8 protein-coding genes are annotated in these 12,811 nt (G+C 69.2%); 4 read left to right on the top strand and 4 right to left on the bottom strand.

The features are described from left to right. Positions 1–103 precede the first annotated feature (103 nt). The 3 genes from MB1_RS17555 to MB1_RS17545 all read right to left on the bottom strand — a co-directional run bounded on the left by MB1_RS17555 (position 104) and on the right by MB1_RS17545 (position 6,038). Positions 104–1,375 carry a hypothetical protein gene (locus MB1_RS17555; protein ID WP_066910214.1) on the bottom strand — a complete coding sequence of 424 codons (1,272 nt, stop codon included), beginning with the start codon at positions 1,373–1,375 and terminating at the stop codon, positions 104–106. Positions 1,376–1,381: 6 nt separating this feature from the next. After that, entirely contained in the window at positions 1,382–4,432 is a 3,051-nt protein-coding gene (locus tag MB1_RS17550) for an alpha-mannosidase (RefSeq protein WP_066910494.1), read from the bottom strand. 133 nt (positions 4,433–4,565) lie between these two features. Then, positions 4,566–6,038 (bottom strand): HNH endonuclease signature motif containing protein, encoded by a 1,473-nt coding sequence (locus tag MB1_RS17545; protein ID WP_066910211.1) that lies wholly within the window; start codon positions 6,036–6,038, stop codon positions 4,566–4,568. A gap of 421 nt (positions 6,039–6,459) precedes the next feature. On the opposite strand from MB1_RS17545, the gene MB1_RS17540 reads away from it, so the two are divergent. The 4 genes from MB1_RS17540 (at position 6,460) to MB1_RS17525 (ending at position 10,826) form a co-directional block, all read left to right on the top strand. Next, on the top strand, positions 6,460–7,662 hold the full coding sequence (locus tag MB1_RS17540; RefSeq protein ID WP_066910208.1) for an LLM class flavin-dependent oxidoreductase: 1,203 nt from the start codon (positions 6,460–6,462) through the stop codon (positions 7,660–7,662). Continuing rightward, entirely contained in the window at positions 7,659–8,891 is a 1,233-nt protein-coding gene (locus MB1_RS17535) for an acyl-CoA dehydrogenase family protein (RefSeq protein WP_084352067.1), read from the top strand. Before MB1_RS17540 ends, MB1_RS17535 begins: the two co-directional genes overlap by 4 nt. Positions 8,892–9,028: 137 nt before the next feature. Next, positions 9,029–9,934, top strand: a complete 906-nt coding sequence (locus MB1_RS17530; RefSeq protein ID WP_066910205.1) for a LysR family transcriptional regulator — start codon at positions 9,029–9,031, stop codon at positions 9,932–9,934. Positions 9,935–9,953: 19 nt separating this feature from the next. Then, on the top strand, positions 9,954–10,826 hold the full coding sequence (locus tag MB1_RS17525; RefSeq protein ID WP_084352065.1) for a sulfurtransferase: 873 nt from the start codon (positions 9,954–9,956) through the stop codon (positions 10,824–10,826). A 141-nt stretch (positions 10,827–10,967) separates the two neighbouring features. Here MB1_RS17525 and MB1_RS17520 read toward each other — a convergent pair whose 3' ends face one another. Then, positions 10,968–12,317, bottom strand: a complete 1,350-nt coding sequence (locus MB1_RS17520) for an FAD-binding oxidoreductase (protein ID WP_066910485.1) — start codon at positions 12,315–12,317, stop codon at positions 10,968–10,970. Between the last annotated feature and the right edge of the window lie 494 nt (positions 12,318–12,811).

Raw genomic sequence — 12,811 nt, 5'->3', positions numbered from 1 at the left:
GCGCGGGTACATGTCCGCACCCTAGATCACGCTATCGCCGCGCGACACGGTCCCCGTCATCTCGATTGGGCGACAATGTGGGGGCCACTCCGGTGATCGTCGCCTATCCGGTCGGTTCCGGCGCGGGCCCGGGAGGCGTCTCGGGGGTCGATTGCGGGGCGTCCGGACGCGCGCCGGCGCCGCGATAGACGTTGCGGGCGGCCAGACCGATCAGCACATCGATGACCAGCGGATCGAGATAGTGCTCGCGGTACTCCGGATCGCTGCGGGCGGAGACCACGAAGTTGAGCCCGGCCAGCACCGCCACGAACAACGCCACGTTGATCCCCGCCTGCGGCACGGGAATGGGGACGCCCAACCAGACCGTGTCGACCACGGGGGCGCCCGACCAGGTCTCGACGATCCCGTCCGGCAGCATCACACCGCCCAGGATCAGGAAGAAGATGAACGTGGCGACGGTGATCGCGACCGCCTGCAAGGTTTGGGCGACCATCAGCTTGCCCTGCAGATTGAGCTGCTCGCTGCGCCGCAGCGGGATCGCCGCGCCGGGACCACCACCCGCAACGTCGGCGGAGCTACCGGTGCGGTGTTCGAAGGGCGTGCCGACCAGCAGGTCGCGGTGTCGATCGGAATCCTCGCGCAGGTCGAGAATCCGCTCGAACTCGTCACGGGTCGTCGCCGCGATGAATCCGAGCGCGACGACCGCGAGCACGCCGATCGCCATCCATACCCGGGTGCGGTTGACCCCGGCGGCCCACTGCCACAGTTCGCCGGTGAAGTAGATGACCACCACGATCATCAGCAGCGGCAGCATCCGGCCACCGGTCGCACCGACCGCCCCGAGACGCGACAGCGCAAACTTGGCCGACCACGCCAGAATCGAACCGATCCCGGCATAGGTCAACGCCACCACCAGCGCGCACCCGACGACCGACCACATCAGCGTCGGCCACAGCGACTGGCCGTAGAGCCGACTGCCGGTCGCCACGTCGAGCACCGGAAGCCCCACCGCCGCACCGATATATGTGGCGACCACCAGCGACTGGCCGGCCGGACCGTCGACATGGCGGTCGACCGCGAATCCCGTGACGATCGGCAGAACGGCGAGGGCCAACGTGCAACCGAGCAGTGCCAGCAGCCAGCCTGTCTCCTGCAATCGCCGGTCGAGTTCGGCTTCCGGGACGTCGAACAACAGCGCGATCACCCAGAGCAGCAACGCCACCACGAGCATCGACGACAGGAAGGGGGTGGTTCGAGATCCCATCGACCGCAGCCGATCCCGCGGCGACAGAATCCACGGCAGGCCGCCGGCCAGGAACCACAACATATCGGCCGGGCGAGGGTCGGGCTCGGTGACATCGTCGGGTGCGGACACGGGAGTTCAGCGTATCGGCTGGGTATCGGGGCCGGGTCGCAGACGGTAGCGCAGCGTCACCACCTGGAAGGGGCGCAGTTCGAACTGCTGCGTCGATGCGGGAACCGTCGAGGTGTACGACGATTCCGGGCGCAGGGGGCGTTCCAGCAGATCGGTGAAAATGGCGTCCTCGTAGTCGAATCCGGGGGTGACGCGGGCGGTGGCCCGGCCGCCCCTCGACTCGTAGAGGCGCACCACCACATCGCCGCTGCGGTCGCGGGCGAGCTTGACCGACTCGACGATCACGGCGGGGTTCGACACCTCGACCAGCGGGACGACGGGATCGCCCGAGCCGGGCACCGTGCGGGTGGGCAGGTTGATGCGATAGCCCTCCTCGACGGCGGCGCCGATGTCCGCGGCGGGTCGGATCGACACCGCCAGAGTGTGATGGCCCCGGTCGGCGTGCGGGTCGGGGTAGGTCGGGGCACGCAGCAGCGACAGTCGGATGGTGGTGGTCGTGCCGCCGCCGTCGCGGGTGGTGCGCCCGATGTCGTGTCCGTAGGTGGAGTCGTTGGCGACGGCAACCCCGTAGCCGACCTCGCCGACGTGCACCCACCGGTGCGCGCAGATCTCGAACTTCGCGAAGTCCCAGGAGGTATTGGAGTGGGTGGGGCGGTAGACGTGGCCGAACTGGATCTCGCCGGCGCTGCGGTCGGCGTGCACGTCGACCGGGAAGGCGAGTTTGAGTAGTTTGCGTGTTTCGTGCCAGTCGATCTCGTTGACGATGTGCAGCGCCGCCGCCCCGTCCTCGACGGTGAGGCGTTGGACGATGGTCGAGTCGCTGAAGCTGCGGGTGATCACCAGGGCGTCGTCGGCGATCGCGATCTCGTCGACGTCGGTCAGATCGGTGACGACGTGCCGGTAGAACTCGTCGATATCCCAGGCATCCCATTGGTTGGGGATGTCGCGGTGCAGTTGCAGGAGGTTGCCCGCAGCTCCGGGTGCGATAGCCTCGCGGCCGGTGTCGGCGTCGATCAGCGAGACCAGCAGGCCGCGCCGGTCGACGCGAGCGCTGACGATGCCGTTGTCCAGGATCCAGCCGTCGCCGTCGACCCGCACATGCCGGCGCGGCGGCTCGGCCACCGCGGCGCCGAGGGCGGGCACCCCGGCGCGGGCGATCGGGGCGGCGTTGAAGACGGTCGGCTCGGCGCCGGGCCCGGCCAACTGCTTCTGGGCGTCGGCGATGATCGCCTCGAGGCGGCGGGCGATCGCCGCGTAGTTGCGCTCGGCGTCCTGATGGACCCAGGCGATCGAACTGCCGGGCAGGATGTCGTGGAATTGCTGCAGCAGCACCAGTTGCCACAGTTCCTCGAGGTCGTCGTACGGGTAGGCGCCGCCGGTGCGCAGCGCCGCGGTCGCCGCCCACAGTTCCGCCTCGCGCAGTAGATGTTCGCTGCGACGATTGCCCTGCTTGGTCTTCGCCTGGGTGGTGTAGGTGCCGCGATGCAGTTCGAGGTAGAGCTCTCCCGACCACACCGGTGGATGCGGATAGTCGGCGCGCGCCTGATCGAAAAAGATGCGGGGGCTGTCCAAGTCGACGGTCGGCGAACCCTCGAGGGAGTGGGTGCGGTGGGCGGCGGCGATCATCTCGCGGGTCGGGCCGCCTCCGCCGTCGCCCCAACCGTAGGGGACCAGCGAGATCGAACCGTTGCCGGAGTCGCGGTAGTTGCGCTGGGCGTGGCCGAGGTCGCTGCCGCCGAGGTCGGAGTTGTACTTGTCGACCGGCGGAAAATGGGTGAACACCCGGGTGCCGTCGATCCCCTCCCAGAGGAAGGTGTGGTGTGGCATCCGGTTGGTCTGATTCCAGGAGATCTTCTGGGTGAGAAAGTTTTCCGACTGCGAGGCGGCCACGATCTGCGGGAGCGCGGCGGAGTAGCCGAAGGAGTCCGGCAGCCAACATTCGTCGGTCTCGAAACCGAATTCGTCGAGGAAGAACTGTTTGCCCTCGACAAATTGGCGGGCCATCGCCTCCCCGCCCGGCATATTGGTGTCGGACTCGACCCACATGCCGCCGACCGGAACGAACTGCCCGGCCGCCACTTTGGCGCGGATGCGTTCGAACAGCTCCGGGTAGTGATCGCGTACCCAGGCGAATTGCTGCGCCGACGAGCAGGCGAAGACGAAGTCTGGGTGCTCGTCCATGAGCGCGACCACATTCGAGAAGGTGCGGGCGCACTTGCGGACCGTCTCGCGGGTCGGCCACAGCCACGCCGAGTCGATATGCGCGTGGCCGGTCGCGACGATGTGGTGGGCGCTGGCGTAGGCCGGTTGCGCCAGGACGCCGGCAAGTTGGGCTCGACCGATCGCGGCGGTTCCCGGAATGTCGTCGGGGTCGACGATGTCGAGCATCCGTTCGAGGGCGCGCAGGATGTCGTAGCGGCGCGGTAGGTCCATCGGGAGGGCGTGCATCAGCGACGACAGCACGGCGATGTCCTGCTGCAGTTTCCATACCTCGACGTTGCGCAGCGCGATCTCGACGCGGGAGAGCCGGTAGATCGGGGTGTCGCCGGCGGTGGCTTTGTCGCCGAGGTTCGTCGGCCGGAAACCGAAGCTGTTGGCGACGTCGGGGTTGGCGGCGCATTCGACGTAGAAATCGACGCCCGGATGGTCCGGGTCCAGGGGAACGTAGGCGTTGAAGGGCGCCACCGCCTTGACGATCGTGCCGTCCGGCCGGAACACCATACCCTCGGCGTTGAACCCCGGACCGCCGGTGAAGCCGAGGTCGATCAGCAGTTCGGGCACCGTGTCGGCGGGGAGTGCGCCGCCGGCGTCGAACCAGTCGGCGGGGATGGCCCCGGTGACGTGCACCCACATGGTGCTCCACGGCCGCCCCCAGGCGGTGCCGACGCCGATCGGCTCGAAGTCCTGCGCGGTCGCCTCGGCGAACGGCACCGGTTCGTCCGGTACATCCCACGAGGTCAGATCCACCGGTGCGTACCGCGTGTACACCGCCGGGGCCAGGTATTGGTCGGCGAACCTGTTGATTCGCGCCTCGACGATCTGCCGGTCGTCATGCATGTCCGCCACGGTAGAACATGCCGCGAATGCAGTGTTCCGAACGCACCGACATGTCACGCGCCCCGACGTATCCCGCGGACCGGAGCGGCGCGGGCCGGGGCGTCTCGGGCCCGAAGGCTCGGGTACCGCCGGGTCACGGAGGTTGTGCGGCGGCGGGTCCCGTCGGGTTCCCGATGTGATCGTCGGCGTGGTGATAGCTGCTGATCCGCGGGGTTGCGGTGGGGTCGACGTGGTGCGGCGGTGTCCATTGCGTGCGCCCGGCCCGACTCTTGGTGGTGCGCCACCGGGTGGGATCGGTGCCGACCAGTCGGTGATGCGCCGGGCAGACGAAGGTCAGGTTCGTGATGTCGGTGTTGCCGCCATCGGCCCACTCGTGCACGTGGTGGGTCTCGCAGATGTATCCGGGCGCGGGGCAGCTCGGGTAGGTGCAGCCGCGGTCGGTGGCGTGCAGGACCAGACGCTGGTCGGGGGTGGCCAGACGCGTGGCCCGCCCGAAGTACAACGGCCTGCCGGTGTCGTCGTCGAACATGCACAGGTACGGCAGGGCACGACCGGCCATGCGGATCAGATCGCGGATCGGCAGTAGTGATCCGCCACCGGTGGTCGCGTATCCGCGGTCGGCAGGCGGTGCCGAGATGTCGGTGCGCTCTTCTGCCACCTCGACCGGCCCACTGCCGGAGCCGATTCCGGCGTACCGCTGCAATTCACCGATGGTGGCGGTGGCGATCACGGTGACCGGTAGTCCCCGATGGGACCCCAGCCGCCCGGACGCCAGCGAATCCCGGCAGAGGGTGGACAGCGCATCGTGGCGACGTTGACCGGGGGTGCGGGTGTCCCGGGCGGCTGCGTCCCGGTCCGGGCCATCGCCATCAGATCTGCCGTCGACCACCGGCCGCATGTCATCCGGATGGCACATGCCCGGTGCGGCGAGCTTCGCGAAGATGACCTCGAGGTAGGCGGCAAGTTCGGGGTCGGCGCAGAACCGGCCCGATCGCATCTTGTCCGGACCCTGCGGCCGCATGGTGAACGACCGCTTCCGGGCCCGATCCCGGTCGGAGAACTCACCGTCCGGGTTCAGAAGCGCGGCCAGGTGTTCGGCGCATCTCTGCAGCTGGTCCGGCCGTAGATACTCCGCGTACCCGACCAGATCCCGCTCGGCATTCGACCGTTCCTGTGCGTCGACCGTTTCGGGAAGATGGTGCAGGAACGTCCGGATCACCTGCACATGTTCGGTCCCGATCGCGCCCCGCGCCTCGGCTTCGGCGACCAGGGGCAGAACCGGCGGCACGTCCTGCCCGCTGGTCAGAATGCGCGACGCCAACTCGGCAGCCTGCGCCAAACGTCGTCCGGCTTCGGTCCGGGTGATGCGCAGCCGGTCGGCCAGGATCGCCTTCAGTGCGCCGCCACCGAAATCGTCGGTGCCCCGTTCCACCAGCCGGGCGAGCGGCTCCCGGTCCGCGGCGACCAGTAGGCGCAGCAACCGTTCGTGGCGGGCGCGGGCGCCGAGCAGTTCCGTGGCGGTCATCCGGTGCGTGGGCAGAGCGGCCAGCGCCGCGACGGCCTGTTCGGCCGCGGCGTACGCCCGATCGATCTCCCCCGAGTACATGCCACAAACGATAGTCGACACCCACCGACATGTTTCTCGAGTCATGGATTGCGGCAACATAATTCGAGCATGGCGATGCACGTTCCACGAGGCCTGTCAAACAGGTTGCCCAGAGGCCACTCGCACGAACGTGGCTATCCACAGCACGAAGCAGCACCACGCCCGAGCGGGCCTCACCACACACAGTGACGACACGGACCGAACTGCCGGGAGGATCATCGAGAGCCGATTTCGCTCATCTCGAGTCGAAGCCGACCGCCGATCCCGATCGATACCGGCGCCGCGCAGGCTCTCGAATAATGCTGCTGTACAGCCGATACGAGCCGTTCGTCGCCGGACCGGCTTTGATAACCGAACCCGATCGGTACCCATTCCGATCCGTTGTTGGACCAGTGCCCCGGGTCGACCGAAGAATCGACCCATGACCTCCCCGAGCCCGCTTCCCCTCACCGCGTCTCCCACGGTCGAGTTCATCAGCATGTCGCATCTCAATCCGTCGACGGAGCTGAACCCGATCCCGACCCGCGGTGTCGACCCGGCCTACTTCCGCCGCTACGTCCGCGCGCTCGAGGACGCCGAGTTCGACTACACGCTGCTGCCGTACGGGTCCGGCTCGGCGGATTCGTTTGTGCTGGCCTCGGCGGTCGGACAGTTGACCGAGCGGTTGCGCACCATCGTCGCGGTCCGGCCCAATACGGTCTTTCCGCTGGTCGCCGCCCAGCAGTTGGCGACCCTCGACCAGCTGACCGACGGCCGGGCGGTCGTGCACCTCATCTCCGGAGGCAGCGACGCCGAGCAGGCCCGCCAGGGCGACTACCTGCCCAAGGATCGCCGCTATGCGCGGACCTCGGAGTTCATCGACCTGCTGCGTCGCGCCTGGACCGAGACCGAACCGTTCGATCACGACGGCGAGTTCTACCGCTTCGAGGGGTTCGGCCCCGGATTCGCGCCGTACGGGAAGACGATTCCGATCTCGATCGGGGGCCAGTCGGACGCCGCCTTCCAGGTCGGCGGCGCCAAGGCCGATATCTTCAGCTTCTGGGGTGAGCCGCTCGCCGATCTGCGCTCCGAGATCGATCGGGTGAACGGCATCGCCGAGCGGGCGGGGCGCACCGATCGTCCCCGGATCTGGGTGACGTTCCGGCCGATCATCGCGCCGACCGACGAGCTCGCCTGGCGCAAGGCCTACGACTACGTCGATCGGATCGGCAACACCTTCCGGTCGGTGGCCGGGCAGCGCCCCGGTATCGCCGCGGCCCCGCAGAACGTCGGCTCGCAGCGCGCCCTGAGCTTCGCCGACAAGTCGGACGTCTACGACCGGGCGTTGTGGACCCGGACCGCGGCGGCGACCAACGGCGCCGGGTCGGCGACGGCGTTGGTGGGCAGCCCGGAGACGGTGGCGGCGGCGATCCTCGACTACATCGATCTCGGTGCGTCGCTGGTGTCGATCCGTGGCTACGACACGCTCAACGACGTGATCGATTACGGGCGTTACGTTCTGCCGCTGGTTCGCCAGGAGCTCGCGCACCGGGCGGCCACGGGCCATCGGGGCAGCCTGCAGGGCGATCATCCCGGCGCCCTCGCGCCCGGCTTCGACGCCGCGGAACTGGCCGGCGCCCGATGACCGTCGACGCCGCCGACCGGGCGCCGCTGCCCGCCCCGGATCTGGCTGTATCGGATCTGCCCGTGCCGGATCTGCCCGTGCCGGATCTGTCCGAGGCGGCCCTGGCGGAGGTGACCCGGCAACTCGCCGATGCCGCACCGACGTTCGACCGGTCCGGCGCCTTGCCGTGGCCGGGGATCGAGGTGGCACATCGCGCGGGGCTGCTGACCGCCACGATCGGCAGACGTTACGGCGGCCCGGAGGTCTCGGCGATCGACGCGCTGCGCATCCTGATCGCGCTGGGCGAGGGCGACGCATCGGTCGCCTTGCTGGCGGCCAATACCCTGTCGGTCCACCAACGTCAGGCGATCGATCACACCTGGCCCGACGAGCTCTACCGCGACATCGTCGCGCGCAGCGCCGTCGAGCCGACCCTGGTCAACGCGATTCGCGCGGAACCGGAGCTCGGCGCGCCGGCGCGCGGCGGTCTGCCGAAGACGGTGGCGACCCGCACCTCCGACGGGTGGGTGGTCAACGGGCACAAGGCCTTCGCCACCGGAGGTACGGGTCTGGCCTATCACGTGGTGTGGGTGACCGCCGACGAGCCGGGCGGCGATCCCGACGCACCGCGGGTCGGCCACATCCTGGTGCCCGGCGACGCACCGGGAATCGCGTGGACCGAGACCTGGGATCACCTGGGGTTGCGGGCGTCGAATACCCACGACGTGACCTACCGCGATGTGCATGTCCCCGCGGCGGCGTTCCTGGAGATTCCGCGCGGTGCCGACGGGCGCTATGTCGATCCGGCCGTGGCGGCGAGCATTTCGGGCCTCGGTCACCCCGCCCTCTATATCGGGGTCGCGCGGGCGGCGCGGGCGGCGTTCGTGCGGTACGCCCGCGAGCGGGTCCCCACCGCTCTCGGTCGGCCGATCGCGCAGACCGAACGCATCCGCGGGGTCGCCGGCGAGATCGAGGCCCAGATCGCGCAGGCGGAGACGCTGCTGTTCGGCAGTCTGTTGCGCGCGCAGTCCGGGGACGACAGCCACCTGGCGCAGGCGTCGGTGATCAAGGTGCAGATCGTGCGCTCCGCGATCGCCGCGGTCAGCGCCGCGTCGGCGGCCCTGGGCAACGCCGGGCTGACCCGCCACCAGCCGTTCGAACGGCTGCTGCGCGATGTGCTCTGCGCCCGGGTCCACCCTCCACAGGAGGACGCCGCCCTGCTGGCCGCGGGCACCCGTCTGCTGTCGTGACCACAGCCGCCGCCGGGAAGACCGATAGGTATGGGAACGGTTCCGATCGTGGGGACCGCAACCCTGTGACAATTGTCCGGTCTCGGCCAGACTGGCCTCGCCAGAGTTGTCGAGATCGGACAGGAGCCACGATTCACATGGCCGACCCCCTCGACCTGGTGCACCTCAAGACGCTGGTCGCGATCGCGGATACCGGAGGTTTCCGGCGCGCCGCCGACGCCCTGCACCTGAGTCAACCCACCGTCAGCCAGCACGTTCGGCTGCTCGAGAAGCGTCTCAAGCAGTCCCTGGTGGTCAAGGACGGGCGCAATTCACGGTTCACCGAGGCCGGTACCGCGTTGGTGCGCGAAGCGCAGGCGTTGCTGTCGGCGCACGAGGAGATGCTCGATCGGCTGAGTATCTCGGAGCCGACGCGCATCACGATCGGGTCGACCGAGCACGCCGCCGACCGGCTGCTGCCCAACATGTTGCGCGCAATCCGCACCGCCTACGACAACGTCGAGATCCAGTTCCGCCTCGACCGGTCGACCTCGCTGGCCGATGCGGTCGACAAGGGCGCCCTCGACCTGGCGGTCGTGCTGGGTGGGAACGCCACCGCGACCGGGGCCGAGGTCGGACGCCTGGCGTTGACGTGGGTGTCCTCGTCGGCGCGCGCAACCACCGCGGGCGAACCGGTGCACCTGGTCGCCTTCGAAGCACCCTGCGGGCTGCGCGATCGCGCGACCCGCCAGCTGACCGACCTGGGGCACGAGGTGATCGTGTCCGCCGAATCCACCAGCCTGGACGGCGTTCTCGCCGCCACCCGCGCCGGCCTGGGCATCGCGCTGCTGCCGATCTCCGGATCGGTTCCCGACGGCCTGGTCCAGATCGACAGCCTCCCCCCGATGGGCACCATCGACGTGCGTATCGTCGCCCGGCGGGGACTGTCGGTCGCGCTCGAACGTGTCGCCGTCGACGCGGTGGCCCAGCACTTCGCCGAGGTCGCCGCCCATCGCCTGCACAACCGCCCCGAGGTGATCCGCTCGGTCACCGGCGCGGCCTGACAACCGAGAGGAACGAGCCTTGACTGCCGGCTCCCGTACCGATGTCCTGATCACCCCCGCCGACCTGGCCGCGGCCATCGACGGCGGCACCGCCCCCGTACTGCTCGATGTGCGGTGGCGGCTCGACAAGCCCGACGGCAGCGACGAGTTTGCCGCCGAACACCTTCCGGGGGCACGCTATCTCGATCTGGATGGCGCGCTGTCCGATCATGCCGTTACCGGCCGCGGGCGGCATCCGCTGCCGTCCGGCGCCGCCCTGCAGGACGCGTTGCGGGCCGCCGGGGTGCGCGACGGTGTCCCGGTCGTGGTCTACGACGACTGGAACCGGGCCGGTTCGGCGCGGGCGTGGTGGGTCCTGACCGCCGCGGGCCTGCCAAACGTCCGCATCCTCGACGGCGGCCTGGCGGCCTGGAAGGCGGCGGGCGGCGCCCTCGAATCCGGCACCGGCACCACCGATCCCGGCGATGTGACACTCCCCCACACCGACCTCTACGCCGGCGGCCTGCCGACGGTGACCGCCCAGCAGGTCGACGGGATCGAAGGGCTGCTGCTGGATGCCCGTGCACCCGAGCGTTATCGGGGCGAGGTCGAACCGGTCGATCCGGTCGCCGGCCACATCCCGGGCGCCCGCAATCTGCCGAGCACGTCGCTGCTCGATGAGCAGGGACGCTTCCGCGACGACGCCACCCTGGACGAGCTCTTTGCGGCGGCGGGAGTCGATGGCATCGGCCCGGTGACGGCCTACTGCGGTTCGGGGGTGACCGCGTCGGTGGTCCTCGCGGCGTTGGCGAGCCGCGGCGTATCGGCCGCGCTGTTTCCGGGGTCGTGGTCGCAGTGGAGCTCGGAGGCGAGCAACCCCGTCGCCGTGGGCGATCCCGCTCCGCAGTCCTGACTCCGCAGTCCTAACCGACGCACCGGATTCACCCAGCCGACGGTGGTACCTGTTCACACCTCGACGTTTTCGACCCGCCGAGGAGACTATTGTCTTGGCGCCTGAAAAACGGTCGGGTGTGAACAGGGACTCACCGGGTCGCTAGAAGACCTTGCCGGGATTGAACAGCAGCTGCGGGTCCAGGGCCGCACGGATCGCCCGCTGCACGGACAGGGACTCCTCGCCGGTCTCCTTGGCGAGCCAGCGGCGTTTGAGGACACCAATCCCGTGCTCACCGGTGATCGTTCCGCCGAGATCCAGGGCGAGCGCGAAGATGTCGGCGGCCGCTTGCTCGGCGCGGGCGTCGGCGGTCGGGTCGTCGGGGACGACGATGATCGGGTGCAGGTTGCCGTCACCGGCGTGCCCGAACAGGAAGATCGGCACCCGGTGGCTGTCCGCGATGGTGGTGACCGCGCGGGCGGCGTCGGCGATGCGCGGGCGCGGGACGGCGATGTCCTCGATCAGTGGCCGGCCGAGCGCCTCCAGGGCCGGAAGGGCGGCGCGCCGCACGGCGAGCAGCCGCTCGACGGTCTCCGGGTCCGACCCGACGTCGACGCGGGAGGTGAAGGTGCGGAACGTATCCGCGACGATCTGCGCTTCGGTGTCGGCGCCGAAGCCGTCGGTCTGGGCGACAACAAAGGCTCCGGAGGCGGCGCCGTCCAGGCCGAGGTGGTCCTGCGCCCGTCGGGTGGACGCTTCGTCGAGCAGTTCCATGATCGCGGGGCGTACCCGTTCGGCGAGCACGCGGGAGGTCGCGGCGGCGGCGGTTTCGACGTCGTCGAAGCGGGCGGCGATCGTCACCGTGCGCAGCGGGATCGGTTGCAGCCGAACGGTCGCGCCGACGATGACGCCGAGGGTGCCCTCGGAGCCGGTGAACAGGCTGGTCAGGTCGAGCCCGGCGACCCCCTTGGCGGTGCGCCGACCGGTGTGCAGCAGGGTGCCGTCGGCGAGCACGACGCTCAGCCCGAGCACGCTGTCGCCGGTCACCCCGTACTTGACGCACCGCAGCCCACCGGCGTTGGTGGCGATATTGCCGCCGATCGTGCTGATCGCGGCACTCGCCGGGTCCGGGGCGTAGCGCAGCCCGACCTCCGCGGCGGCGGCGTCGAGGTCGGCGGTGATGACCCCGGCTTCGACCACGGCCAGATCCTCGCCGGGTGAGATGTCGGCGATCCGGTTGAGCCCGGTCAGGTCGATCACCAGACTTCCGGCGCCGGCCGCCGCTCCCCCGGCCAGTCCCGTTCCCGCGCCCCGCGGGACAACTGCAAGGCCTGCGCCCGCCGCGTAGCGCACCGCCGCCTGCACGTCCTCGACCGTGTGCGCTCGCACCACGGCTTCCGGTCGTCCCGGCGCGATGTACCCCGACCGATCCGTGCGGTAGCGCTCCTCGACGGCATCACCCGTCACCAGGTCCGCTATCCCGTCGACCGAAATATGTGTCGGGGTGGACATCCCGCTCCCGTCGTTCGCCGACCGATCCCGGTGATCGATCGAGGCCACCCTCCATCGTCGCGCGGGTGCCGGGCGCCGAACAGATTCCGCGAATCGAAGTTGCCGATGGGTGCACATTCTCAATTCCGATGAACAGGTGGATTCCGAACTGAGGCGTACGTCACCGTGGAGCGGAACCGAAACATCTCCGATACCGCCCTGTCATCAGGAACCTAGTTCAGTTCGACGGTTGTCCGTACCCATACCCCGGAATGGGCCAACCGCGTGGGACTCGAGTCGGATAGGGGCATCAAAGGAAGTCGAACCGACGAATCGATCGGATAGATCGATCTGTCCGCCCTCGCCCCATTCTTCTTGGGACCCAAAATGGCGTCTTGCGACCCCGGGGGCCGCTGTCGCTAATCTCCAAGGGCGCCTTCGCCCATCGCTCGTGCCAGGTGCGACTTTCCTACTACTTCCAGCGGTTCACCCCAATAACTGAGGCCAACATCCTC

It is taken from the genome of Millisia brevis NBRC 105863 (genome assembly GCF_001552615.1).
GTDB lineage: Bacteria > Actinomycetota > Actinomycetes > Mycobacteriales > Mycobacteriaceae > Millisia > Millisia brevis.
This window is presented reverse-complemented; position numbering and strand designations above follow the sequence as displayed.

Excerpts from the sequence above, each read along its gene's own strand:
- MB1_RS17550 (WP_066910494.1), bottom strand. The coding sequence starts at position 4,432 with ATGCATGACGACCGGCAGATCGTCGAGGCGCGAATCAACAGGTTCGCC.
- MB1_RS17545 (WP_066910211.1), bottom strand. The coding sequence starts at position 6,038 with ATGTACTCGGGGGAGATCGATCGGGCGTACGCCGCGGCCGAACAGGCC.
- MB1_RS17540 (WP_066910208.1), top strand. The coding sequence starts at position 6,460 with ATGACCTCCCCGAGCCCGCTTCCCCTCACCGCGTCTCCCACGGTCGAG.
- MB1_RS17535 (WP_084352067.1), top strand. The coding sequence starts at position 7,659 with ATGACCGTCGACGCCGCCGACCGGGCGCCGCTGCCCGCCCCGGATCTG.
- MB1_RS17530 (WP_066910205.1), top strand. The coding sequence starts at position 9,029 with ATGGCCGACCCCCTCGACCTGGTGCACCTCAAGACGCTGGTCGCGATC.
- MB1_RS17520 (WP_066910485.1), bottom strand. The coding sequence starts at position 12,317 with ATGTCCACCCCGACACATATTTCGGTCGACGGGATAGCGGACCTGGTG.